The sequence below is a fragment of the Luteibacter sp. E-22 genome (assembly GCF_049913125.1).
GTDB lineage: Bacteria > Pseudomonadota > Gammaproteobacteria > Xanthomonadales > Rhodanobacteraceae > Luteibacter.
The window spans coordinates 3,313,689-3,337,120 of sequence record NZ_CP183975.1; the positions used below are offsets into that span (position 1 = coordinate 3,313,689).

The 23,432-nt window shown below is 66.5% G+C and carries 24 protein-coding genes; 12 read left to right on the forward strand and 12 right to left on the reverse strand.

Annotation, left to right across the window (positions count from 1 at the left end):
• Nucleotides 1–9: 9 nt before the first annotated feature.
• Both lolB and ACN9M2_RS14825 read right to left on the reverse strand, forming a co-directional pair.
• A complete protein-coding gene (gene lolB / locus ACN9M2_RS14820) occupies nt 10–618 on the reverse strand; it encodes a lipoprotein insertase outer membrane protein LolB (protein WP_426285415.1) in 609 nt (202 codons plus the stop codon).
• A 137-nt stretch (nt 619–755) separates the two neighbouring features.
• The gene (locus ACN9M2_RS14825) at nt 756–2,495 is read right to left on the reverse strand and encodes a tetratricopeptide repeat protein (RefSeq protein ID WP_426285416.1); all 1,740 of its coding nucleotides are present in this window, start codon (nt 2,493–2,495) and stop codon (nt 756–758) included.
• Nucleotides 2,496–2,602: 107 nt separating this feature from the next.
• Between ACN9M2_RS14825 and hemA the strand changes: the two genes are divergently transcribed.
• From hemA to ppk2, 3 genes are read left to right on the forward strand one after another with little or no spacing between them, the layout of a single operon-like run.
• Nucleotides 2,603–3,874, forward strand: a complete 1,272-nt coding sequence (hemA, locus tag ACN9M2_RS14830) for a glutamyl-tRNA reductase (RefSeq protein ID WP_426285417.1) — start codon at nt 2,603–2,605, stop codon at nt 3,872–3,874.
• A 31-nt stretch (nt 3,875–3,905) separates the two neighbouring features.
• A complete protein-coding gene (gene prfA / locus ACN9M2_RS14835; protein WP_426285418.1) occupies nt 3,906–4,988 on the forward strand; it encodes a peptide chain release factor 1 in 1,083 nt (360 codons plus the stop codon).
• A gap of 47 nt (nt 4,989–5,035) precedes the next feature.
• Complete coding sequence (gene ppk2, locus ACN9M2_RS14840) at nt 5,036–5,809, forward strand: polyphosphate kinase 2 (protein ID WP_426285419.1); 774 nt, start codon at nt 5,036–5,038, stop codon at nt 5,807–5,809.
• On the opposite strand, the gene ACN9M2_RS14845 is transcribed toward ppk2, so the two are convergent.
• From ACN9M2_RS14845 to ACN9M2_RS14875, 7 genes are all read right to left on the reverse strand, one after another.
• On the reverse strand, nt 5,803–6,657 hold the full coding sequence (locus ACN9M2_RS14845) for a cytochrome c oxidase assembly protein (protein ID WP_426285420.1): 855 nt from the start codon (nt 6,655–6,657) through the stop codon (nt 5,803–5,805). The two genes, ppk2 and ACN9M2_RS14845, sit on opposite strands and share 7 nt — an antisense overlap.
• Nucleotides 6,658–6,661: 4 nt before the next feature.
• A complete protein-coding gene (locus ACN9M2_RS14850; RefSeq protein ID WP_426285421.1) occupies nt 6,662–8,515 on the reverse strand; it encodes a GldG family protein in 1,854 nt (617 codons plus the stop codon).
• Between the two features lie 2 nt (nt 8,516–8,517).
• Nucleotides 8,518–9,252: an ABC transporter permease subunit gene (locus tag ACN9M2_RS14855; protein ID WP_371023381.1), complete on the reverse strand. Its 735-nt coding sequence runs from the start codon at nt 9,250–9,252 to the stop codon at nt 8,518–8,520.
• Nucleotides 9,249–10,184 (reverse strand): ABC transporter ATP-binding protein, encoded by a 936-nt coding sequence (locus tag ACN9M2_RS14860; RefSeq protein WP_426285422.1) that lies wholly within the window; start codon nt 10,182–10,184, stop codon nt 9,249–9,251. The genes ACN9M2_RS14855 and ACN9M2_RS14860 overlap by 4 nt, the downstream gene beginning before the upstream one ends.
• Before the next feature lie 184 nt (nt 10,185–10,368).
• The gene (locus tag ACN9M2_RS14865) at nt 10,369–11,751 is read right to left on the reverse strand and encodes a polyketide cyclase (protein WP_426285423.1); all 1,383 of its coding nucleotides are present in this window, start codon (nt 11,749–11,751) and stop codon (nt 10,369–10,371) included.
• Nucleotides 11,752–11,979: 228 nt separating this feature from the next.
• On the reverse strand, nt 11,980–12,621 hold the full coding sequence (locus tag ACN9M2_RS14870; RefSeq protein ID WP_306849782.1) for a response regulator: 642 nt from the start codon (nt 12,619–12,621) through the stop codon (nt 11,980–11,982).
• Nucleotides 12,618–13,883 carry a sensor histidine kinase gene (locus ACN9M2_RS14875; protein WP_426287933.1) on the reverse strand — a complete coding sequence of 422 codons (1,266 nt, stop codon included), beginning with the start codon at nt 13,881–13,883 and terminating at the stop codon, nt 12,618–12,620. The genes ACN9M2_RS14870 and ACN9M2_RS14875 overlap by 4 nt, the downstream gene beginning before the upstream one ends.
• A 191-nt stretch (nt 13,884–14,074) precedes the next feature.
• Between ACN9M2_RS14875 and ACN9M2_RS14880 the strand changes: the two genes are divergently transcribed.
• Genes ACN9M2_RS14880 through ACN9M2_RS14900 form a run of 5 tightly spaced genes read left to right on the forward strand, consistent with a single transcriptional unit; the run spans nt 14,075 to nt 17,095 of the window.
• A complete protein-coding gene (locus ACN9M2_RS14880; RefSeq protein WP_426285424.1) occupies nt 14,075–14,671 on the forward strand; it encodes a GNAT family N-acetyltransferase in 597 nt (198 codons plus the stop codon).
• On the forward strand, nt 14,668–15,441 hold the full coding sequence (gene minC / locus ACN9M2_RS14885) for a septum site-determining protein MinC (protein WP_426285425.1): 774 nt from the start codon (nt 14,668–14,670) through the stop codon (nt 15,439–15,441). Before ACN9M2_RS14880 ends, minC begins: the two co-directional genes overlap by 4 nt.
• A gap of 37 nt (nt 15,442–15,478) precedes the next feature.
• Entirely contained in the window at nt 15,479–16,291 is an 813-nt protein-coding gene (minD, locus tag ACN9M2_RS14890) for a septum site-determining protein MinD (protein ID WP_426285426.1), read from the forward strand.
• A gap of 2 nt (nt 16,292–16,293) precedes the next feature.
• On the forward strand, nt 16,294–16,578 hold the full coding sequence (gene minE / locus ACN9M2_RS14895) for a cell division topological specificity factor MinE (protein ID WP_306849774.1): 285 nt from the start codon (nt 16,294–16,296) through the stop codon (nt 16,576–16,578).
• 7 nt (nt 16,579–16,585) lie between these two features.
• Nucleotides 16,586–17,095, forward strand: a complete 510-nt coding sequence (locus ACN9M2_RS14900; protein WP_426285427.1) for a hypothetical protein — start codon at nt 16,586–16,588, stop codon at nt 17,093–17,095.
• A 26-nt stretch (nt 17,096–17,121) separates the two neighbouring features.
• On the opposite strand, the gene ACN9M2_RS14905 is transcribed toward ACN9M2_RS14900, so the two are convergent.
• Nucleotides 17,122–18,078 carry a hypothetical protein gene (locus ACN9M2_RS14905; protein ID WP_426285428.1) on the reverse strand — a complete coding sequence of 319 codons (957 nt, stop codon included), beginning with the start codon at nt 18,076–18,078 and terminating at the stop codon, nt 17,122–17,124.
• A gap of 203 nt (nt 18,079–18,281) precedes the next feature.
• Nucleotides 18,282–19,550 (reverse strand): multidrug effflux MFS transporter, encoded by a 1,269-nt coding sequence (locus ACN9M2_RS14910; protein WP_426285429.1) that lies wholly within the window; start codon nt 19,548–19,550, stop codon nt 18,282–18,284.
• 115 nt (nt 19,551–19,665) lie between these two features.
• On the opposite strand from ACN9M2_RS14910, the gene crcB reads away from it, so the two are divergent.
• The 4 genes from crcB to ACN9M2_RS14930 all read left to right on the forward strand — a co-directional run bounded on the left by crcB (nt 19,666) and on the right by ACN9M2_RS14930 (nt 23,001).
• Nucleotides 19,666–20,055 carry a fluoride efflux transporter CrcB gene (gene crcB, locus ACN9M2_RS14915; RefSeq protein WP_426285430.1) on the forward strand — a complete coding sequence of 130 codons (390 nt, stop codon included), beginning with the start codon at nt 19,666–19,668 and terminating at the stop codon, nt 20,053–20,055.
• A gap of 50 nt (nt 20,056–20,105) precedes the next feature.
• On the forward strand, nt 20,106–21,230 hold the full coding sequence (gene cfa / locus ACN9M2_RS14920) for a cyclopropane fatty acyl phospholipid synthase (protein ID WP_426285431.1): 1,125 nt from the start codon (nt 20,106–20,108) through the stop codon (nt 21,228–21,230).
• Nucleotides 21,231–21,265: 35 nt separating this feature from the next.
• Nucleotides 21,266–22,705: an MFS transporter gene (locus tag ACN9M2_RS14925; RefSeq protein ID WP_426285432.1), complete on the forward strand. Its 1,440-nt coding sequence runs from the start codon at nt 21,266–21,268 to the stop codon at nt 22,703–22,705.
• An 86-nt stretch (nt 22,706–22,791) separates the two neighbouring features.
• A complete protein-coding gene (locus ACN9M2_RS14930; RefSeq protein WP_306849763.1) occupies nt 22,792–23,001 on the forward strand; it encodes a hypothetical protein in 210 nt (69 codons plus the stop codon).
• On the opposite strand, the gene ACN9M2_RS14935 is transcribed toward ACN9M2_RS14930, so the two are convergent.
• Nucleotides 22,976–23,407, reverse strand: coding sequence for a hypothetical protein (locus tag ACN9M2_RS14935; RefSeq protein ID WP_426285433.1), 432 nt, complete (start codon nt 23,405–23,407; stop codon nt 22,976–22,978). The genes ACN9M2_RS14930 and ACN9M2_RS14935 overlap by 26 nt on opposite strands.
• Nucleotides 23,408–23,432 lie beyond the last annotated feature (25 nt).

The following is a 23,432-nucleotide window of genomic DNA, read 5'->3' on the forward strand; positions in this document are numbered from 1 at the left end:
ACCGGTCGGCTACCTGCCGAAAGACCAGTCCTCGATCGACAGGCGCACCTTGTACGGCGCTTTCTCGGCGAACACGCGCACCGGCATCGGCGGTTGCTTCGCGGCATCCCATTGTCGATAGTCGACCGTCCAACCATCCTGCACCAGGCGCGACGGCAGGCGGTCCGACCCGAAGGCGATATCCGCGGGACCGGTGTCGGCACGCAGGCCGAGCACCCATCGCCTGAGTTCGGTCATCGGGATCTGCCAGCCCACGGCGCTGGCCATGAGCGATTCCGCGTCGGGACCGCGACGCGTGCCGCCGTCCAGGCCTTCCAGTTCGGCACCTTCCGGGCCACCGGTCAGGCGGAAGCTGCGCCCGGTGACGGGTGCGCGCACGGTGAACTCATAACGTTCGCCGTCCTGGCGCCAGGTGAGTCCGCCGGAGCCGGAGTCCTTGCCGTCGGAGACGGAGAGCCGGCCTTGCAGGGTCCAGTGATCGCTGTCGGCGAGGCTACGCTCGCGTTGTTCCTGCATACCGAGGGTGACGGCGTCGCCGGCCTGGTGGAGCGGCGGGCGCGTCGTGGCGCAGGCGGCGAGCATGAGGGCGATCGCCGCGAGGGGTAGGAACCGGGTCATCGGTGGGGTTTCACGAGTGGGATGAAGACCGCGCTTTGCAGGGATCGCCGCTGAAGCGGCTCCCACAGGGACTCTCGCGCGAGTCGTGATGTCGTGGGAGCCCCGCTTCAGCGGCGATGGGTGCTTGCGAACAGCCATCAAGGATTGAGCTTCCGCTCGGTCTTCTGCAGCGTGGCGTTCTTCGGATCGATGCGGCGCACCTCGTTCAGCAGCTTGCGCGCTTCGTCGTGCTGGCCACGGCTCCATAGCACCTCGGCCAGGTGAACGCCGATATCGGCGTCCTTGCGCTGGGCCCAGGCGCCGCGCAGGGTGCTTTCGGCCTGGTCCAGCTGGCCCTGGCGAAACTTCAGCCAGCCCCATGAATCGGCCACGGAGGGATCGTCCGGCCGGGCCGCGCGGGCGGCCTGTATGAGACTCTGTGCTTCACCGAGATCGCGATCGTTGTCGGCCAGCGTATAGCCCAGCGCATTGCTGGCCTCTACATCGCCGGGCTTCAGTTCGAGCACCTTGCGGAAATCGGCCACGGCCTGATCGATCCGGCCGGCCTCGGCGTAGGCCAGGCCGCGGCCGTAGAGCATGTCCGTGTCGTCGGGTTTCACGCGCAGTGCCTTGTCGTAGGCATCCACGGCGGCATCGAAGCGGCGCGCGTCCATGTACAGCTCGCCATCGACCGCGAACGCCTTGCGCAGTTGCTCGGGGCGGTCGGCATAGGTGGTCTGCAATTCGGCCACGATTTCATGGGCGTCATCGTCCTTGCCCTGCAGGTGCAGGATCACGGCGCTGCGCACAGAGGCATCGAAGATGCGCGGGTCGTCGTCGCCCACGGCGGCGTACCAGTCGAGCGCGTCTTCCTGTTTGCCGAGCAGTTCCGCCAGCTGGCCGAGCGTGAAGGCGTTATCGGCCTGCACGTCGTCCGGCTGCTTGCGGATCTCGTCGTACAGGCGACGGATCGCCGCCTTGTCGCTGGCGCGCGCGGCCAGCGTCATGCGCATGGCGTAGGTATCGCCGTTCTGCGGACCGCTGGCGAGAAGTTTCGTCGCGGACTTCTCGTCCCCGCCCTGGATCAGCAAGGTGGCGTAGGCGAGGCGCAGCCGAGGGTTCTTCGGGTCCTTCGCCACGGCCTTGGCGAACAATTTCTTCGCACCTTCCTTATCGCCCGCCCGGAACTTCTGCTGCCCCGCCCAGGCATAGGTGGTGCCATCGTGGAAACGGGCCAGCGCCGCGTCGCCGACGGTCTTCGCGTAGTCGTGGCGACCCAGATTCTCGCCGAGTTCGCTCATCGCCAGCCAGGCGGTGGAATCGTTCGGCAAGCGCTGCGGGGTGGCGATGCGCTCCAGCAGGACACCGGCCTGGGCGGCATCGCGCGCGGTCACCAGTATCCGTCCGAATTCGCGCCAGGCGTCCGGATCGCCCGTGGCGACCAGGGCCTCCAGCTGGCGCTGGGCGTCTGCCGTATCGCCCCGGTCCAAGGCCATGCGCGCGCGCGCCGCGGCCAGCTCGGCGGGCCTGGCACCCAGCGCCGCCCAGCGGTCGAGCGCCTTGCCGGCGGCCGCCTGGTCGTGGACGGCCAGGGCCAGCTCGGTGGCCCGCGCGGCCACCTTGGGATCGTCGCTGAGGGGGGCGGCCCGCCCGTAGGCGTCCGAGGCGCCCTTGAGATCGCTGGCGGCCAGGGCGAAGTCGCCGACCATCAGCTGGGCCTGGAGATCGCGTTCGGGTGGGACGATGGCCACCTGCAGGCGGTCGAGCGGCTGCACACCCGTGCGGATGGCCTTCGGCGCCTCCACGGGAGCCGTGACGCAACCGCCCAGCGCCGCCGCCAGCGCGGCCAGGACCACAAAATGCCGCACTTGCTTGAACTTGGACCGACCGCTCAGCACACTACTCTCCGTCATTCCCGATAGGCGTCTGCAAGCGCCCGACGCCTTGTGAGCGCACAATGCGCCCTTAGCTTAGCCGACGCCACCCAAGCCGACCCAAGCCCGTCATGCCACTCATCGCCCTCGGGCTCAATCACCTCACCGCGCCGGTCAGCCTGCGCGAGCAGGTGGCATTCGACGCCACGGTGGCACCGGAGGCGCTGGGCGACCTCACCCGGCAACCCGGGATAGAGGAGGCGATGATCCTCTCCACCTGCAACCGGACCGAGCTTTATTGCAGCGTGGCGGAAGGCTTCGAGTCGGTGCCTGGCCAGTGGCTGTCCCGGCAACACCGATTGACCCCGCAACGCCTCGACGAGTTCCTCTACCGGCACGACGAGCACGACGCCGTGCGCCACATGTTCCGCGTGGCCACCGGGCTCGACTCCATGGTGCTGGGCGAGCCGCAGATCCTCGGCCAGGTGAAGGACGCCTACCAGCAGGCGCGGTCGGCACAGAGCCTGCGCGCCCCCATGGAACGGTTGCTCCAGCACACGTTCGCCGTGGCCAAGCGTGTGCGCACGGACACCCGGATCGGCGCGCATACGGTGTCCGTCGCCTATACCGCCGTGCGGCTAGCCGAGCAGGTCTTCACCGACCTCCGCCAGGCCTGCGTGCTGCTGATCGGCGCCGGTGAGACGATCGAGCTGGCCGCACGCCACCTCGCCGACAAGAACGTACGCCGGCTGATCGTCGCGAACCGCACCCTGGAGAACGCCCAGGAACTGGCCGGCCGGTATGGCGCCTACGCCATCTCGCTGGCCGACCTGCCCCGACACCTCGCGGAGGCCGATATCGTCATCACCTCCACCGCCGCGCGGCAGCCGGTGGTGACCCGCCGCATGGTCGCCGACGCGATCGCCGCCCGCCGGCGCCGGCCGATGTTCATGGTCGATATCGCGGTGCCGCGCGACATCGAGGCCGAGGTCGCGCAGCTAGACGACGTCTACCTCTACGGCATCGACGACCTTAAGCAGGTGATCGACGAGAACCGCCGCTCGCGCGAACTCGCGGCCCGCGAGGCGGACGCCATCATCGACCTCCAGGTCGAGCGCTACATGGCCTGGCGCCGCGCCCTGAGCCTGCGCAATCCCGCCGTGGACATGCGCATCGCCGCCGAGGCCCAGCGCGACGAGGTCCTGGCCAAGGCGCAGGCGATGCTGGCCAGGGGGCGTCCCGCCGACGAAGCCCTCGCCTTCCTCGCCAACACCCTGACCAACAAGCTCCTGCATACGCCCAGCGCACGCCTGCGCGATGCGGCCATGTCCGGCGACCTCGACCTGCTCCATGCCGCCGGCCGGCTCTACGGACTGGACCCGGACGACGACGTTTCCGCATGATGTACGGCTACAGCCGGACCTCGTGCCCCGAATGACTCCCTCGATCCGCCGCAAACTCGAAGCCCTCGCCGAACGCCACGAGGAGATCGGCCTGCTGCTCGCGCAGCCGGACGTCCTCGCCGACGGCCAGCGCTTCCGCGATCTTTCGCGTGAATACGCCCAGCTCGAACCCGTCGCCCTGTCCCTGAAGGATCACGACCGGGCCGAGCGCGAACTCGCGGAATCCCGGGCGATGCTCGACGATCCCGAGATGCGCGACATGGCGTCCGACGATATCGAACGCATCGAATCGCACCTGGCCCGGCTCGACAGCGAGTTGCAGATCCTGCTGCTGCCGAAGGACCCGCGCGACGAAGGCAACCTGTTCCTCGAAGTCCGCGCCGGCACCGGCGGCGACGAGGCGGCGATCTTCGCCGGCGACCTCTTCCGCATGTATGCGCGCTACGCCGAGCGCCAGCGCTGGCACGTGGAAATCCTTAACGCGAATGAAGGCGAACACGGCGGATACAAGGAAATCGTCGCCCGCATCGAAGGCCGTGGCGCGTATTCGAAGCTGAAGTTCGAATCGGGCACGCATCGCGTGCAGCGTGTGCCGGAAACGGAATCGCAAGGCCGTATCCATACCTCGGCGGCCACCGTCGCGATCCTGCCCGAGCAGGACGAGGTGGACGATATCGAATTGCGCGACGCCGACCTCAAGGTGGATACCTTCCGCGCGTCCGGTGCCGGCGGCCAGCACGTCAACAAGACCGATTCGGCGATCCGCATCACCCATCTGCCCACCGGTACCGTCGTCGAGTGCCAGGATGAGCGCAGCCAGCACAAGAACCGCGCCCGTGCGATGAGCCTGTTGAAGGCACGCCTGCTGGATGCCGAACGCAGCAAGCAGAGCGCCGCGCAGGCGGAATCGCGGCGGCTCCAGGTGGGCTCCGGCGACCGCAGCCAGCGCATCCGCACTTACAACTTCCCGCAGGGCCGGATCACCGACCATCGAATCAACCTCACCCTCTACCGCCTGACCGAGGTGATGCAGGGCGACCTCGACGAACTGATCGATACCCTCACCCGCGAACACCAGGCCGACGAGCTTCAGACGCTGACAGCGGGCGGATAAGGGCGTCTTGTCGCACAATGCCCCTCACCCCCCCGCGGAACGCATCGATGGGCAAGAAAAGCAAGGCTTACGACAAGGCGCTCGAAGAACTGCAGGTGGAGCTGGTCGGCCTCACCCGCTGGCTGCGCGCCACCGGCAAGCGCATGGTGGTGATCTTCGAGGGCCGCGACGCCGCGGGCAAGGGCGGAACGATCAAGGCGATCACCGACAAGCTCGACACGCGCGCCGCACGTGTCGTTGCGCTCGGCAAGCCGTCTCCCGGCGAGGACACGCAGTGGTATTTCCAGCGTTACGTGGCCCACCTGCCCCAGGCGGGTGAACTCGTGCTGTTCGACCGCAGCTGGTACAACCGCGCCGTGGTGGAACCGGCCATGGGCTTCTGTACCGACGAGCAATACGATGCCTTCATGAAGGCCTGCCCCACCTTCGAGAAGCAGCTCACCGACGACGGCATCCTGCTCTTCAAGTACTGGCTTTCCGTGGACCAGGACCAGCAGGAGGAACGCTTCGCCGAGCGCGCGGCGGATCCGCTGAAGCGCTGGAAGCTGTCGCCGGTGGACCTGAAGGCGAGGGAAAAGTACGCCGAAATGGGCGACCTGCGCGATGCCATGATCCAGCGCACCGACACCCGGGATGCCCCGTGGTTCGTGGCCGACTTCAACGACCAGAAAACCGGGCGCCTCGACCTCATCCGCCACCTGCTCGACCAGGTGCCCGACAAGATGTGCCCCGACAAGGAGTTCGACCTCCCTCCGTTGAAGGGCAAGCCGAAGAAGGACAAGGTCACCCGCAAGGCGGCACGCGTACCGAAAGCCTACTGACCTGCCGTGGCACGCCGCCGCACGGGCGCCCTGCGTGGCAGGCGCCCGTTGCGCGACAACCGCAACCATTGACGCAAGGCCAACAGGCCGCCGGCCGATTCGATCATCGCCGCCGGCACCCACATGATCACGCCGCCGATCAACTGGCCGGTGAGCACGTTGAGGGTGAACGCCCGGCCGCAGATCTCGAAGATGGGATAGAGGTCGGTCTTCGAGAAGGTGACGATGGCGCCGGCCACGATCTGCGGCGTCATCGTGATCCCCGGCGACAACACCCGCCAGCCCGGTGCCATCCGGCCCGGTGGCTTGGGCCGGTGATCGAGCACGAGCCACCAATAGGACAGGCCTGACAGCACCATCGACCAGTTCATCGCGCGATAGATGCGCCAGTCGAGCATCGCCAGGGTCTGCATGTCCGGAATCAGCCAGACGAGGATCAGGGCGACGAAGAAGACCGTGACGAAAACGGGGTTGAACGCCAGCGCGGCGAACACGCGCCACGGCGAGGATCGCTGCGCCCGGCGCAACCGTACGCGCCATGCGAGCGGCAACCCCGCGCGCAACGCGGTAGCCGGATAAGCGGCGATGAGCAGTAGCGGCGCGAGGTGGTGCAGCAGCACCTGCTGGATGCGGTGCATGAAGAACTCATGCTCCGCGAAATAATCGAAATACGTATGCAGGGCTATGTAGACCATCGCCATCCCTGCCCAGAACGCGGCACGCCGCTCCATCGGCACCCGCAGGCGGCGTGACCCGCGCACGTACAGCCAAGCCGTCGTGACGAAGACGGCAAGGAAGATCCAGGAGAACTCCCAGGGCACGATCCACTTCAGCACGCCGTCGAGCACGTGCTCAGACCACCCGCCGGCTGCGCCGAGTGCGCCGCCAACCGTAGATGAGGCCGACCAGGGCGACCAGTCCCGGCACCAGCACGATATTGATGAACTTCAGGCGCAAGCCCAGGGCATCGATCTCGGCGTTTAGCTGATGCTGCACATCGCGCAACTCCTTGCCGATCGCCAGCTTGCGTTGCAGGTATTGCTCCACCTCGCGGCGCTGCTCGGCAGTGGCGGTCGTGGGCGTCGCGCCGTTCTTGGCCGGCTGCAATTCCGCGAGACGGCGCTGGGTCTCGTAGAGCTCGTTCTCCAGTTCGCGCTTCTTGACCAGGAACTTGCGATCGGCGGCCGCCTGCAGCGCGCGTACGCGGGTGAAGGGCCGCTGCGAATTCACCCTCCCGCGAATGGAAAGAAGTGCCGTCGAGCCACCCAGGTTGTCGACGAGGTTGGCCACGAAATCGCCGTTGTTCGCGAACGGCGTGAGTTGCTGCTGGCCCAGCAGTGGTTGCACGTCGATCCACAGGCGGTCCGACAACAGGTCGGTATCGGCCACCAATACCACCTCGCCCGGCGCCACGGCACGGTCCAGGTGACCACGATCGCGGCGCTCCGGGAAAGCGGTGCGGAAGGTATCCCGCAACCGCGCGGCGAGCACGTAGCGTTCGTGCGTCGGCTCGTAATTCTCCAGCAGGCTGGTGGGGTCGCCCGCCGCGTCGCGCACGCGCTGCGCGGACATCACGGCGGCCTCGTCCGAGGTCTGGACCAGCGGGATCAGCCGCGCCTTTGTGTCGGTCGCGAGCTCGAAGAAACCGGCGGTGGAGAAATTCACCCGCTGCAGGCTGGCCGTCACCACGTCGTCGTGGTTGAGATCCTGCGTGCCCAGGCCCAGCATCGCCGGATGGCCGATGCTGTTGCCGTTCAGTTCGATGGTCAACGCCTGCGAACGGTCGAGCACGACCTTGGCCGGGTCGTAGACCACGCCCCAGGCCTCGAACAGGCGGCGCAGGTCGGAATCGTGATCGTCGACGACGCCGTGCGCGTCCACCAGCGGCGCGTTGTCCATTTCCGAATCGGGATCGACGAACACGACCAGGTGGCCGCCATGCAGCACGTACTGGTCGATGGCGTACTGCGCGTCGTCGGACAAGCGCTTGGGATGGATGAGCAACAGCACCTTCAGGGCCGGGTCGATGTGCTTCAGCCCTTCCGGATCGATGCTGGTCACCTCGGCCAGCTGGTCGAGTTGCCTCACCACTGCCCAGGAAGGTTCGCCGATCACCAGGTTGCCCTCGACGGGAAGCGAACTGATGACACCCAACCGCGGCTTTTGCGGCATGCCCAACTCATACAACAGCTTGGCGATGTCGTATTCGACGAAGGGTTCTCGCGCGGGATCGAAGAACGGGATCGCCTGCGGCGGCACGTCACCCGTGCCGGCCGTGCCAACCAGGCCGAAGAACACGCGCTCACCGTTACTCCCGCCGGTGGCGGGCGTGAGCCCATAGCTCTCGGCGGCGTCCTCGTCGTCGGAATAAGGCACCGGGTCGATCACCTTGAGCCGGATGCGGCCATGCGCGCGAACCGCGATCTCGCGCAGCATCTCGTGCACGCGCTGTTCGTAGCTGCGCAACTGCGGCAGGTCGCGGGTCGCGTGCTCGGAAAAATACAGGGTGAGGGTGAGCGGCTTGCGCAGGCTGTCGACGATGTTCTGCGTGCCTGGCGTCAGCGTATAGATGCGGTCGGCCGTGAGATCGATGCGCGCCGTGCGCAACGACATGGAGCTGATCGCGATGGCCACCAGGAAGAGGCCGGCGATGCCGAAGAGCGACAGGCGCAGGAGGAAAGAACGCGAGAGGTGGAAATGGCGCATCGTCAGCGCGTCCGCTTCAGGTCGAGCACGACCACGCTGGCCGCCAGCCAGGCGGTGATCGTGGCGAAGAAGTAGACGAGGTCGCGCAGGTCGAGCACGCCACGCGCGATGGCGTTGGCATGCCGCGCGATGCTCAGCTGCCCCATCGCGCCGATCAGCTTGGGCGGCACCGAGTCCTGGAAGAAATCCAGCACCTGCGGCTGGCCGACGAGCAACAACACGAAGCAGACGGCGGCGGTGAGGATGAAGGCGATGATCTGGCTACGCGTCGCGGTGGACATGCAGGTGCCGATCGCGATGAAGGCGCCGGCCATGAGCCAGCTACCCACGTAACCGGCCATGACGACGCCGTTGTCCGGATCGCCGAGGTAGTTCACCGTGATCCAGATCGGAAAGGTCAGCACGAGGCAGATGCCGATGAACGCCCACGCGGCAAGGAATTTGCCCAGTACGGCCTGGGAGATCGTCACGGGCAGTGAGAACAGCAACTCGAGTGTTCCGGACGCGCGCTCCTCCGCCCACATGGACATCGTCACCGCCGGGACCAGCACGAGGTACAACCAGGGATGCATGTCGAAGAACGGCTGCAGGTCGGCCAGGCCGCGGTCGTAGAAATCGCCGGTGTAGAAGGTGAGCAGGCCGGCCAGCACGAGGAAGATGACCATGAAGACATAGGCCACCGGCGTGACGAAGTAGCCCCAGAGTTCGCGTCGCGCGATCGCCAGCACCGCGCTCATGCCTGCGCCCCGCGTGGCTGCGTGGTTATCTGCCGGAAGACCTCGTCGAGGCGGCCCCGCTCGAGCTGGATCTCGGAGATTTCCAGGTTCTGCGTGCGCAACAAGGCCTGTACCTCGTCGAGGATCGGTTGCCCCGCGCGCGGGAACACCGTGACCCGGCCGTCGAGCGGATCGACTTCCACGTTCGCCACGCTGGGAATGCGCGCCAGCATCTCGCGCGACACCGCGCTGCCCGCGGCGCTGAAGGAAACCGCGCCGTGATAGCGCGAACGTGCCTCCAGTTCCGCCGGCGTGGCATCGGCGAGCAAGCGGCCATTGGCGATGATCGCCACGCGGTTGCACAGGGCGTGCACTTCTTCCAGCAGATGGGTGGAAATGAGGATCGTGCGCTCACGCGCCATCGCGTCGATCAACATGCGTACCGAATGTTTCTGGTTGGGATCGAGGCCGTCGGTCGGCTCGTCGAGCATCAGCACCGGCGGATCGTGCAGGATCGCCTGCGCCAGGCCGACGCGGCGGCGAAGCCCCTTCGAGAGCGTGCCGATGGTCTGATCGAGCACATCCTCCAACTCCAGCCGCATCACCACTTCGTCGAAGCGGCGAAAGGCGATATCGCGCTCCAGGCCGCGCACACGGATCATGAAGACGAGGAACTCACGGATCGTCATCTCGCCGTAGCTGGGCGCGCCCTCGGGCAGGTAGCCCAGGGCACGCTTGGCCGCGAGGGGCTCCTTGCGTACGTCGTGACCGCACACGCGCGCGGTGCCCGAGGTGGGCGTGAGGAAACCCGCGATCATGCGCATGGCCGTGGACTTGCCCGCGCCGTTGGGCCCGAGCAAACCGAGCACCTGTCCCGGTTCGGCGCGCAGGCTCAGCGAATCGACCGCGGTCAGCGGGCCATAGCAGCGGGTAAGTCGTTCGGCTTCGATCATCGTCTGGCAGTGTAGCTGTAGCTATGGAATCGCCGACAGGGTCGGCTCCCACCGGGGCGCGGTCTATCGCCGCTGAAGCGGCTCCCACAGGGATTCGCTCCCGCGGAAGCGACTCCCTTGCGACAGACCATAAAAAAGCCCCGCCGTTTCCGGCGGGGCTTTTCAGACTTCGCGTCAGCGCGATTTACTGCGCCGCGGCCGTGCCGGCCGGGGCCGGTGCGGTACCCGCCGGAGCGGGCGCGGTGCCCGCAGGCGCGGGAGCCGTGGACGAACCGGCCGGGGCCGCTTCTTCCAGGCCCTGCTGCTTCATGCCGGCTTCCTGTTCCGGGGTCTGGTCCGGCACGTCGCCTTGCAGCGGCAGGTAGATCTCGAACTTCTGCTCGTCGTAGCCCTCGATCGTGCCCTTGTTGTTCACCGGCGCCTTCACCTGGATGTCGTAGGCGCGGTAGGTCACGTCGTCGTACTTGTAGCCGTGGGTCTGCGAGTAGGCCGCCAGCATCTGGCGGGTCTGCGGCAGGCCGGCACCGGTGCCGTTCCACTCGGCCTTGAGGGCCTTGCCACCGAAGGCGAGCACGGCCTTGACGTTGCCGTCGACGACGATGCGGCCGTACTTGTCCTTGCTACCCGGCGCAGCCGTATCGGCGGCGGCCGGCGCGGCGGCGGTCGAAGCCTCGGCCGGCGCGGCGGCGTCGAGCGACGGACGCTGGGCGGCGGTGATCTCGACGTCCTGGCCGTTGAGCTTCAGCGTGGTCGAATCGATCTCGGCGGCGACGTCGAACGTGTAGTTCTGGTCGCCCCAGTTCGTGGTGAAGGTGATGCGCGGGCTGACGATGTTCACGCCCAGCTTCTTCGCCGCGGCCTGGATCTCGGCCATCGCCTTGTCCGATGCGGTGTCGACGTCGTCGAGCGTGCGCGGGGCGGTGGTGGAGACGAGCAGGACCGGCTTGGCCGGCTGGTCCGCGATCGACGGCACCATCTTGCTGTAGTCGATGTTCGGGATCGCCGCCATCAGGTTCTGCAGGTTGGACAGGCTGAACTGGATCAGCGCGTCCGGATCGCCGTGGATGTAGAGGTTGGAGAAGCGGCTGATCAGGTTGAAGCCGTACGAGACGTCGTACGACCAGTTCACCTTCACGAGCTTCTGGCTGCGGCCGGTGCGCTCGAGCTTGATGGTGAACTTCTTGTCCTCGCCGCGCCAGGCGTTGTCGAGGTTCCAGACGATGGTGCCCTTGCCCGCATCGGAGATCTGGGCGAAGCCCGGATCGATCGAGGCGATCTCCAGCGAGCCGTCGCCGACCTTCGGGTCGCCGGCCTTCCAGGCGATCTTGGCACCCGGGCCATAGGCCTTGCCGGACAACTCGAACTGCACCTTGGGGTCGAACGACCGCAGTACGGTGTAGTCAGGGAAGCGGCGGAAGTTGCTGAAAACGTCGTAAACCTGACGCAAGTCCTTGCTGATCAGCATTTCGCGCTCGACATGTCCAGTCGAGGGCATAGCTACGCCGACCACGACACCGAGTACGGCGACGATGACGAGGGCGACAATAAATTCTAACAGACGCGTCATTCCACGGTTCTCCGAACGTCTTACGAACAGGCTCCACGCGCGGCCATGGACGCCGTGCGCTCACCCCTGAAGAATCGGCCCGTGGCAGGGGTTCGCCCGCGCCGAAAGAGCCGATGGTACTTGCTCGCGGCGGCGAACGCCATTGGGTCCCCTGCCCTTTTTCGCAAGCGCGCACAAGCGGATTTTCGGCCGGAGTGGCGGGCTTCGTACCGAACAGTCAGCGCGGACTCAGACGATTCCCAGCTCCAGGGCCTTCAGGACGGCGCGGGTACGGTCGCGGACGCCCAGCTTCGAAAGGATATTGGAGACGTGGTTCTTCACCGTGCCCTCGGCCACCCGCAGGGAATTGGCGATCTCCTTGTTGCTGTAGCCGCCCGAGAGCAGCCGCAGGATCTCGGTCTCACGTTCGGTGAGCGGATCGGGCTGTTCCAGGCTGGAGAACTGGTTCTGGATCCGGCCCACGCCGGCCAGGAGCCGCTGGGTCACCATCGGCGCTACCAGCGAGCCACCCGCGGCCACCGTGCGCACCGCCTCCACCAGCTGGTCGAGCGACACGTCCTTGAGGAGGTAGCCGCGCGCGCCCGCCTTCAGGCCGGCCAGCACCAGCTGGTCGTCGTCGAACGTGGTGAGAATGATGGTCGGCGGCAGTTCGTTACGCCCACCCAGGGCCTGGAGCACCTCCAGGCCGCTCATGTTCGGCATGCGCAGGTCGAGCAGGACCACGTCCGGCCGCACCTGGGGGATGGTCTGCACCGCCTGCGCGCCATCGGCGCATTCCGCGACGACACGGATGTCGCCGGCGAGGTCGAGCAGGGAACGAATGCCCTGGCGAACCAGGTTCTGATCGTCGACTAGGCAGACGGAGATCATGGGAGATCCTCGGAGGGAACGGAGAGTTTGGCACGCGACGCGTCACTGGGCTCGTCGTCGAGCAAGGGGTCGAGGACGGGCCTCGGCGGCGCGTGCGCCAGGGTGGATTCCTCGCCCAACGGCAGGCGCGCGGTCAGCGCGAAACCGCCGGCGGGGTCGGTACGAAAGGTGACGCTGCCGCCGAACTCGGCCAGGCGTTCGCGCATGCCGGTGAGACCGTTGCCCGGGCGGAACTCGCCACTGCCGCGACCATCGTCGCGGGCGTCGAGACAGAGTTCGTCCGGACCGGTATGGCGGAAGGTGAGCCATAAATGGCGCGCATTGGCGTGGCGCACGGTATTGGTGAGGATTTCCTGCACGCAGCGCAGCAGCATCTGCGCCCGGCGCGGGTCCTCGACGCCGAAGCGTGGCGGCACGCTCAACCGCACGTCGAGGCCAGGCACCCCTTCCGTGAGGCTGCGCAAGGCCTGGGTGAGATCGATGGCATCGTCCTGGCGCAGTTCGCTCACCACTTCGCGCACGTCGGCCAACAACTGCTTGGCCGTGCTCTGTGCTTTCAGCACGTGCTCGCGGGCGGTGTCGTTGGTCAGGTGGCTGGCCACTTCCAGGTTCAGGCTGAGGGCCGTGAGGTGGTGGCCGACAAGGTCGTGCAGGTCCCGGGCGATGCGCATCCGCTCCGCGATGCGCGTGGATTCCGCGAGCAAGGCGCGGGTGGCGCGCAGTTCCGAGTTCAACCGGCGCAGTTCCTCGCGCTCGTCGGCCTGCTGGCTGGCGACCATCGAGGTGATGAAGACCAGGGCCGAGAAACCGAAATACAGGCAGGCCTGCATCAACGACTGGATGAACGAGAAGCCCGGCACCTCCAGGAACACCGGAATGAGGGCCAGGTGGGCCACGACCATCCAGGCGATGCCCATCGGCAGGCTTACCAGCCACGGCACCACCGTCGCCACGATGATCAGCAGCAGGGCCGCCACGCCGCTCTTGCTCAGCACGCCGATCGCCAGCGCCGTGCCGGTGAGGATCACCAGCACGGCCACCCGGGTCGCGCCATCCACGCGCGAACCGAGGTTGCGAGTGAGCAGCCAGTACACGAGCCCGAAGACGAGGTAGCAGGCCGTCCACGACAGCAACGCCACATCGCCGATCTGCCCGGGCTCGTGGCCGGCGCGCTGCATCGACAGCGGCAGCCCGACGCACAGGAAGACGAAGTACGTGGCGTACCTGAGCAGGCGGACGTGATTGAACTGGACCTTGGACATGCCCGCATCATAGGGCTTCACGCGGCCCGCACCACCTGACTGAAGTCACGTGCGCGCCCACGGCAAACACCGGCTTTACAACGGTTTTACATCCACACGGCGCTCCCCGGCGGGGCCGGAGCGTGCCATAATGCCGCGCATTCGACGGCCCGGGGGTCGTCTTTTTCCAGAACACTCAAGCGGAGCAACGAATGGCCCTTGCCATCCGCGACGTGTGCGAGCACGACCTGGATGCCGTGCTGGCACTCAACAACGAGGCAGGCACCGGCATCCTCGCCACGGACCTCGCCCGCCTGCGCCACCTTTACGAAATCGCCCACTACTTCCGTGTCGCTGAACAGAATGGCCGCATCCTCGGTTTCCTGATCGCCATGCGTCCCGACGCCGAATACGCCAGCCCGAACTTCCGCTGGTTCCAGGCCCATTACGAAAGCTTCGTGTATATCGATCGCATCGTGATCGCGTCCGAATCGCGCGGTCATGGGCTGGGCCGGATCTTCTATTGCGATGTGCAGAGCTATGCCGAGGTACGTGTGCCGCTTTTGACCTGCGAGGTCTTCCTCGAACCACGCAACGACCATACCGTGCTGTTCCACGGCACCATGGGCTTCCAGGAAGTCGGCCAGCAGAAAATGGGCCGCACCGGGCCCAAGGTGAGCCTGCTCGCCCGCGAACTGCCCAGCTTCCCCTTCGTGCGCGAGCGCTACCTCGAGCAGGACGGCCTGCCCGCCGTGGAATGGCTGGCCGAGCGCCGTCGTCCGATCGACGGCGCGGGGGTGGCCGCGTGAACGCCCGCGCCGAATCCCTCGAAGCAGCCTGCGACCTGCGTTTCGGCCAGGTCGGCATCGCCTGCGTGCGGGTGCGCCGCGTCGACGCCGCCGCCCTGGTGGAAGAACTGGAGCGCCGCGTGCGCGCCGCGCCACAGATGTTCTCCCGTGCCGCGGTGGTGCTCGATCTCTCGCATCTTTCGAAACTGCCGGACGACGGCATGGTCGACGCCCTGCTCGAAGCCATCCGCAGCGCCGGCATGTTGCCCGTCGGCATCGCCTACGGCACCAGCGAGACCGAAGCCCTCGCCGAGCGCATGGGCCTGCCCCTGATCGCCAAGTTCCGCGCGCAGTACGAGCCCGGTCAGGGCGAAACGCCGCCGGCCGAGCCGACCAAGGCCCGGGCGGAAACCAAGCGCGGCGCGGCGCCAGCCGAACCCGCCGTCGAAAGCGGCGGCACCGTCACCGCGCAGCATCACGGTGGCAGCACCGTGCGCTCCGGCCAGCAGGTCTACGCCCGCGACCGCGACCTCGTGGTGACCGCCACCGTCGCCAACGGCGCCGAAGTCATCGCCGACGGCTCCATCCACATCTACGGCAGCCTGCGTGGCCGCGCCATGGCCGGCGCACAGGGTGACGAATCCGCACGCATCTATTGCTCCGACTTCCGCGCCGAACTGGTGGCGATCGCCGGGCATTACCGCGTGTTCGAAGACATGCCCAAGGAATTCGAAGGCCAGCCCGTGCAATGCTGGCTCGACAATGGAAAACTCATGATCGCGCGGCTGTGACGCAGCCGCCGTCGCTGGCAACACTCGGAGACATCTCTTGACTGAAATCATCGTCGTCACCTCGGGCAAGGGCGGAGTCGGCAAGACCACCACCAGCGCCTCCCTCGCCACCGGCCTCGCCATGCAGGGCAAGAAGGTGGCCGTCATCGACTTCGACGTCGGCTTGCGCAACCTCGACCTCATCATGGGCTGCGAGCGCCGCGTGGTGTACGACTTCGTCAATGTCGTGCACGGCGAAGCCACCCTCAAGCAGTCGCTGATCAAGGACAAGCGCCACGAAAACCTCTTCGTGCTCGCCGCTTCGCAAACGCGCGACAAGGACGCCCTGACCCAGGAAGGCGTCGAGAAGGTCCTCGACGAACTGACCAAGGAAAACTTCGACTTCGTCGTCTGCGATTCCCCGGCCGGCATCGAAAAGGGCGCGCACCTGGCGATGTACTTCGCCGATCACGCCGTGGTCGTGGTCAATCCGGAAGTCTCCTCCGTGCGCGACTCCGACCGTATCCTCGGCCTGCTTTCGAGCAAGACCCGCCGCGCCGAAAAGGGTGAAGAGCCGGTCAAGCAGCACCTGCTGCTCACCCGCTACAACCCCAATCGCGTCGAAGCCGGCGAGATGCTCAGCGTCAAGGACGTCGAGGAGATCCTCGGCATCTCGGTGGTCGGCGTCATCCCGGAATCTGAAAACGTGCTCGCCGCGTCCAACGCCGGCGTGCCGGTGATCCTCGACGACAACTCGAACGCCGGCGCCGCCTACAAGGACACCGTCGCCCGCATCCTCGGCGAAGAGCGTCCGCTTCGCTTCCTAGAGCCGGTCAAGAAGGGCTTCCTCAAGCGCGTATTCGGAGGTTGAGCATGGGTATCCTCGATTTCCTGAAGCGCAAGCCCGAGGCGACCGCGGGCGTGGCCAAGGAACGCCTGCGCATCATCGTCGCCCAGGAGCGCTCGACGCGCGGCGGCCCGGACTATCTGCCGCTGCTGCGCAACGAGCTGCTCGAAGTCATCCGCAAGTACGTGAACGTCGATGTCGAGGCGGTCAACGTCAGCCTCGAACGCGACAGTGGCCACGAGGTGCTGGAGCTTTCCGTCGCCCTGCCCGATGGCAAGGTCGTGGGCAAGCCGGCCGCCTCGGCCAGCTGATCCACCCATGGTCGACCATCCGGCCGGGGCCACCACGCTGCCCGGCACCGATCCCGCCGATGCCGTCCTGCGCGTCGGCGAGATCGGTTTCGACGAACCACGCGCTTTGCTGGCGCGGTATGGCCTCGAACTCGTGGCTATCGCCGGAGGCGAGGCCATTCCGGGCAGTTTCTGGGGCGACAGCGAGGCCGGCATCATCGGCACGACGGTCTATGCGCGCGCCGATACGCCGGTGCACTCGCTGCTCCACGAAGCCTGCCACCTCATCGTGCTGCCGGCTGACAAGCGCGCCCAGGTACATACCGACGCCACCGATTCCATCGAGGAAGAAGACGCCACCTGCTACCTGCAGATCGTCCTCGCCGGGGAGCTTTCGGGCGTGGGCTCGGCGCGGCTGATGGAAGACATGGATCGCTGGGGCTACACGTACCGCCTTGGCTCGACGCGCGCGTGGTTCGAGCAAGATGCCGAGGAGGCCAGGAACTTCCTGCGGGCTCGCGGATTCCTCGCGGACTGATCGCGTTTCGTCGTCATATCAACCGTTCAATTTGTGGGAATGACAACCTGGTCCGCCGGGTCGTATGCGAACTGAGCTCTCCCCGCGGGTGACGACGGTAACGTCAAGCGAATGATCGGAAGAGCGATCCTGTAGAGGTTAAAGTAGCGCTGTTGGTCATTGCGCGCATCGCTCAATGCCTGGCCGTCGCCGGACTTGTAAAAGAACGACTGGATGGGGAGACTGGCGCCGACGCCGGTTGGCCATGTCTGTACGATGACTTCATCGACGAATTGCCAATGCGCCGAGGACAGAGCCGCACGCGCCAGGATGTTCTGGTAGAACCTGTCTGACGTTGCCGGACTTCCCTCGCGAACATCCCAGCCACATTGGTGCGAATGCGTCGGATGTACTGCGGGTGGTACGGCATTATAGTTGGCGATCCATCCCTGACTCGTCGTGATGCCAAGTTCGTGGCAAGGCCGGCTCTGTGGATCGGTGCGATGCTGACCACATCCCTGCAAGGTCGGGCGCTCCCAGGTATTCCCATCGAGTGGAAACGCACACAAGATCGCCAACGCAATTTTCCCTGTGGGAATGTCGTAATCCGGAAAGAAAATGAAGCCGTTGGGAAGGACGGTGCTCGGGAAGTTCGTGTCGGCCCTGAGCCACGACGCGGCGATGCCGCCCTTTTGAACGGCGTTCGGACTCGGGTCCCACGGAAGGAAGGCGGGGTCGGTATCGGTAGCCCGCAACATCACGCCGCTGCATAGGAAAGCTGGCCTGGTAGCGCTGCCGCAATCGTGAGTCGTGTCGGCATACCATTCGTTCAGCTGGGCGACTGCCAGTTCCCCGGAGCGGGACGAGCCCATGATTTGCGAAGCCCTGCTTTCCGCAGCAGCATTCTGCCCGATGGGAACGAACGAGCCGGGCCCGGATACACAGGCGGCCACGCCGATGCTTATCGCAGCGACAAAGATCCATCTCGAAACACGTATTTTCATTGCCGGATTCCATTCCGTTAGCCGATCTATCCCGACCTGTCAGCTCCGAGGGCACTCGGGACGAAGACGAGGCGCCAGCCTGTTGACTTCCATGCCAGATTGCTTGTCTCATCCGGGAAATGCAAACCGGCTTTTCCCATATCTGTCAATCGATTACGCGCGCCTGGCAAAATAAGCCCGTATCTTTCCGATGACCGTCCAGCTCAACCCGGTTCGTTGCGCTCGATCTGCGCGACGACACTCGATGCGGCGCCTGCTTTCGCAAGCGCCAGGCGGCGACGCTCGAGGTGGATGTACCAGCCCCAGCCGCCGAGGCCGATCGAGCACATCGCGGTGGCGCCGAGGGCAAGCGTGAGCATGCTGCCGGAGAGCGCCGGTGACAGCACGCCCGCCACCAACGCGGTAACCAGCAAGCTGAAGAAGGCCTGCACCGAGGACACGCCGCCGCGCTGCTCCGGAAACCGGTCCAGCATTAGCAGGGTCAATGTCGGGAACGCCAGCTGCACGCCGCATCCGTAAAGCGCCAGCGGCAAGGTGGACCATGGCACGCGCGGCGTATCCAGTGTCAGCGACAGGATGAGGCTGAGCGCGCAGGACAACAGCATCGCCACATAGCCCCAGCTCACCGTGCTCGCCGCGCTTACACGCCCCGCCACGCGCCCGGAGATGAACGCCCCCGAGACCATGCCGGTCACCACCGGCACGAACAGCCAGGGAAATCCGTCGACGCCGAGATGCAGATGGTTGCGGATCACCTGCGGTGCCGAGGCCACATAGAGGAACAGCCCGGAGAAATTGACCGAACTGGAGATCGCCAGCGGCCAGAACGGGAGGTCGCGACCGATGCGCAGGTACCCGGCCAGGAGCGGACGCGGCCGGAACATGGTGCGCTTTTCGGCCGGGTGCGATTCCATCAGGTAGTACGACACGCCAAGGGTCAGCACCAGGGTAAAACCCGACAGCGCCCAGAAGATGCCGTGCCAGCCCCCGATACCCAGCAACCACGCACCGACGATCGGCGCGATGGCTGGCGCGATGCCGAAGATCATCATCACCTTCGACATCATTCGCTGGGCTTCCTCGCCGTGCATCGTGTCGCGAACCACCGCGCGGCCAACCACGATGCCCGCGCCGCCGCAGAGCCCCTGCAGCACGCGGCAGCCCAGCAGGAACGCGAAGCTCGGGGCCAGCGCGGCGCCCACCGACGCCACCGTGTAGATCGCCATGGCGATAACGATGACCGGCTTGCGCCCGTACGCATCGGACAGCGCGCCGTGGAAGAGGCTCATCGCCGCATAGGCCAGCAGGTACACGCTGAGCAACTGCTGCAGGGCCACGTCGCCTACGCCGAAGTCGCGGCCGATGTCCGGAAAGCCTGGAAAGATGGCGTCGATCGAGAACGGCCCGATCATCGACAAGGCCGCGAGCAATAACGGCAGATGGCGACGCGGATCGCGGGTCGCGGAGGACATGGTCCTGCAAGGCCGTGCGGGGGAAGTCTTGCGAGTATAGCGGCTAGCGGCCAGGCGCTCGCCGCGGGGCGGGCGAAGGCCCATAATCGATCCATCGATCTCCATCGGGGGTAACGTGGGTTACACCGGATTCCTGGCCGTCGGGATAGGCGGCATGCTGGGCTGCTGGCTGCGTTGGTGGCTGGCCGTCGTATTCAACCCCCTGTTCCCCACGCTGCCGTTGGGGACCCTTGCCGCCAACCTGCTCGGCGGCTTCCTCATGGGCCTGACCCTCGGCGTGTTCGACCATTTCCAGACGCTGCCCGTCGAGGCGCGCCTGCTGGTCGCCACCGGATTTCTCGGCGGCCTCACGACTTTTTCGACGTTCTCGGCTGAAACTACGGCCCTGCTGCTGCGCCAGCAGTACGGCTGGTTCGCCGCGCATGTCGGACTCAACCTGGTCGGCTCGATCCTCATGACGATCGCCGGCCTGGGTATCGCACGCGGAGTATTGAAACACTTCTAACCAGCGCCACGCCGCGCGGGGCGGCGAGAGGGTCACCAGGGAATCAATCGATGAACCACGATTCTTCTTCTCTCAAGGCACGTGCACAGGATCTCCTCGAACACGCGGGGGTCACCATCGGCGGCGACCGCCCCACCGACATCGCGATACACGACGAGCGCACCTACGCCCGCGTATTCGCCCACGGCTCGCTCGGACTTGGCGAGTCGTACATGGATGGCTGGTGGGATGTCGCCGACATGTCCGGTTTCTTCACGCGCGTGCTGTCATCGCACCTCGACGACTCGTTGCGCACGCTCGACACGCTGATCGCCCACCTCAAGGCGCGCTTCCTCAACCTCCAGCGCGGCGAGCACGCCTGGGAGGTCGGTCGCCAGCACTACGACCTGGGCAACGACCTGTTCGAGGCCATGCTCGGCAAGCGCCTGGTGTATTCCTGCGGCTACTGGGCCCAGGCCGGCAACCTCGACGACGCACAGGAAGCCAAGCTCGACCTGATCTGCCGCAAGCTCCAGCTGAAACCCGGCCAGCGCATCCTCGACATCGGTTGCGGCTGGGGCGAGGCGCTGAAGTTCGCGGCGGAACGCTACGGCGTGAGCGGCGTCGGCGTCACCATATCGAAGGAGCAGGCGGAATACGCCCGCGCGCTGTGCCACGGTCTGCCGGTGGAAATACGCCTGCAGGATTATCGCGAGCTGGACGAGCGCTTCGACGCCATCCTTTCCGTCGGCATGTTCGAGCACGTCGGCGGCAAGAACTACAGGACCTGGTTCGAGGTGGCCCGGCGCTGCCTGCACGCGGACGGTCTCGCGCTGCTGCACAGCATCGGCAGCAACGGCGCGCCGGGGCGGCCCGACCCGTGGATCGAGAAATACATCTTCCCCAACTCGGTGATCCCGGCGATGAGCCAGGTCGCCGCCGCGCTGGAAGGCTTGTTCGTGGTCGAGGACTGGCACAACTTCGGCGCCGACTACGACCGTACCCTCGTGGCGTGGACGGCCAACTTCGAGGCCGCCTGGCCACGGCTTTCGGCCCGTTACGACGAACGTTTCCGTCGCATGTGGCGGTTCTACCTCGGCTGCTCAGCCGGGGTCTTCCGCAGCCGGCGCGACCAGTTATGGCAACTCACCCTGTCGCCACAGGGCGTGAGGGGCGGATACCGGGTCCCCCGCTGACGTCCCCATGACTTCCCGCCCCTTAGGGTCGGGGCATGAATCCACAAGCCGTTGCCCGCGACGAGATCGTGGAAACCGATGTCCCCGCGCGGCTCGACCGGCTGCGCTGGGGACGCTTCCATACCCTCGTCGTCGTGGCACTGGGGATCACCTGGGTGCTGGACGGGCTCGAGGTCACCATCACCGGCTCCGTCGCCGGCGCCCTGAAATCGAGCCCCGTGCTCCACCTCACCGACATGCAGGTCGGCCTCGCGGCCAGCCTGTATCTGGTGGGGGCGGTCGCCGGCGCCTTGTTCTTCGGATGGCTCACCGACCGGCTGGGCCGGAAGAGGCTGTTCACCGTGACGCTGGGCCTCTACCTCGCCGCCACCGCGGCCACCGCGCTCTCCCCCGACTTCCTGACCTTCGCCCTCTTCCGCCTGCTCACCGGTGCCGGCATCGGCGGCGAGTACGCCGCGATCAACTCGGCGATCCAGGAACTGATTCCCGCGCGTTACCGTGGCCACACCGACCTGGTGATCAACGGCAGCTTCTGGCTCGGCGCGGCCGCCGGTGCCCTGGGGGCGGTCGTCCTGCTCGACTCGGGCTGGGTATCCGCGGAGATCGGCTGGCGGCTCACCTTTGGATTGGGCGCCGTGCTCGGCCTGGGCATCCTCCTGCTCCGCCACTGGATACCGGAGAGCCCACGCTGGCTGATGCTGAGGGGACGCATCAGCGAGGCGGAAGCGATCGTCGCGGACATCGAGCGGCGCATGGGCGTCCCGCCACCGGATCGCCCCCTGGCGAGGCTGCGGCTGCGGCCGCGCGGGCTGACCATGGCCTACGTCGCCTCCACGCTGTTCCGCCTGTACCCGAAACGCACCGTGCTCGGACTGGTGCTGATGGCGACCCAGGCCTTCTTCTACAACGCGATCTTCTTCACCTATGCGCTGGTGCTCGGCCGCTTCTACGGTGTCGCCGATGCGGACGTCGGGCTCTACCTGCTGCCCTTCGCCGCGGGCAACTTCCTCGGGCCGCTGCTGCTCGGCAGGTTGTTCGACAGCGTGGGCCGCCGCCCGATGATCGCCATCACCTATGCGATGTCGGGCCTGCTGCTGTTCGCCACCGCGTGGTTGTTCGTGCATGGCATGCTCGATGCCCGCGGCCAGACCATCGCCTGGAGCGTGGTGTTCTTCTTCGCCTCGGCCGCGGCGAGTTCGGCCTACCTCACGGTGAGCGAGAGCTTCCCGCTGGAACTGCGGGCATTGGCCATCGCCCTGTTCTATGCCTTCGGCACGGCCCTCGGCGGCGTCGTGGGCCCATGGCTGTTCGGCAGCCTGATCGGCACGGGTGAACGAGCCGCCATCGGCTGGGGCTATGCCCTCGGCGCCTTTCTCATGCTGGTCGGCGCGGCCGCCGCGATCCTGCTCGGAATCGCGGCCGAACGCCGCTCGCTGGAAGACGTGGCCGCGCCACTCGGGCGTGCCGATGACTAGTTGGGGACGCGGACAGCACTTTCCGCGCCGTACCGGTAAAATGCAGACCTAACCCATCCAGTCAGTTCACCAGGGGAATACAGGGCGTGCAGCAGCGTAACTTCGAGGTATCGGTGGTCCAGCCGGGCGGAAAGGTCGCCATCGAGATCGAGTTCAACGAAAAGGTGCACGGCCTGTCCGGCGACACCGTGTGGCTGTCGCTCGAGGACGATACGAGCCTGGAAGACGCCGAGGCGCTGCGCGCGCTGCTCGAGCGGATCGGTCACCGCATCACGGTGACGAACGTACGCTCCTGACCGGCGCGGCGGTGTCCGTCACGGCCACCGCCAACGGAACCACCTTCGGCGACAGCCGATGGTTCACGCCGTGCACCTTGCCGCAACCGAGGCAATGCCGGGTCATGCCCAGGCCGCGCCGGGCCGCGCGTGGCACGCCGAGCAGGCATCCGCACACGTAGCACCCGGCGATCGCGCCGCGCTCCCATAGGCGAAGACGCACGGTCTGCACCGCGGCGACGGTCAGCGCTATCGCGAGTCCACCGGCGAAAGTCCAGCCCGGCAGGTTCGAGTAGAGGGAAAGGGTCCCGAAATCGCCTGGTAACTGCTGCGCGGCCTTCAGGCCAGCGGCGGCGAGCGCGCCACCCGCCAGGGCGAGCACGCCCGGCAGGTAGGCCCGAAAATACATGCGTCCCGCGTACGACATGGCACTCCCCTTCCCCAGCCGGATA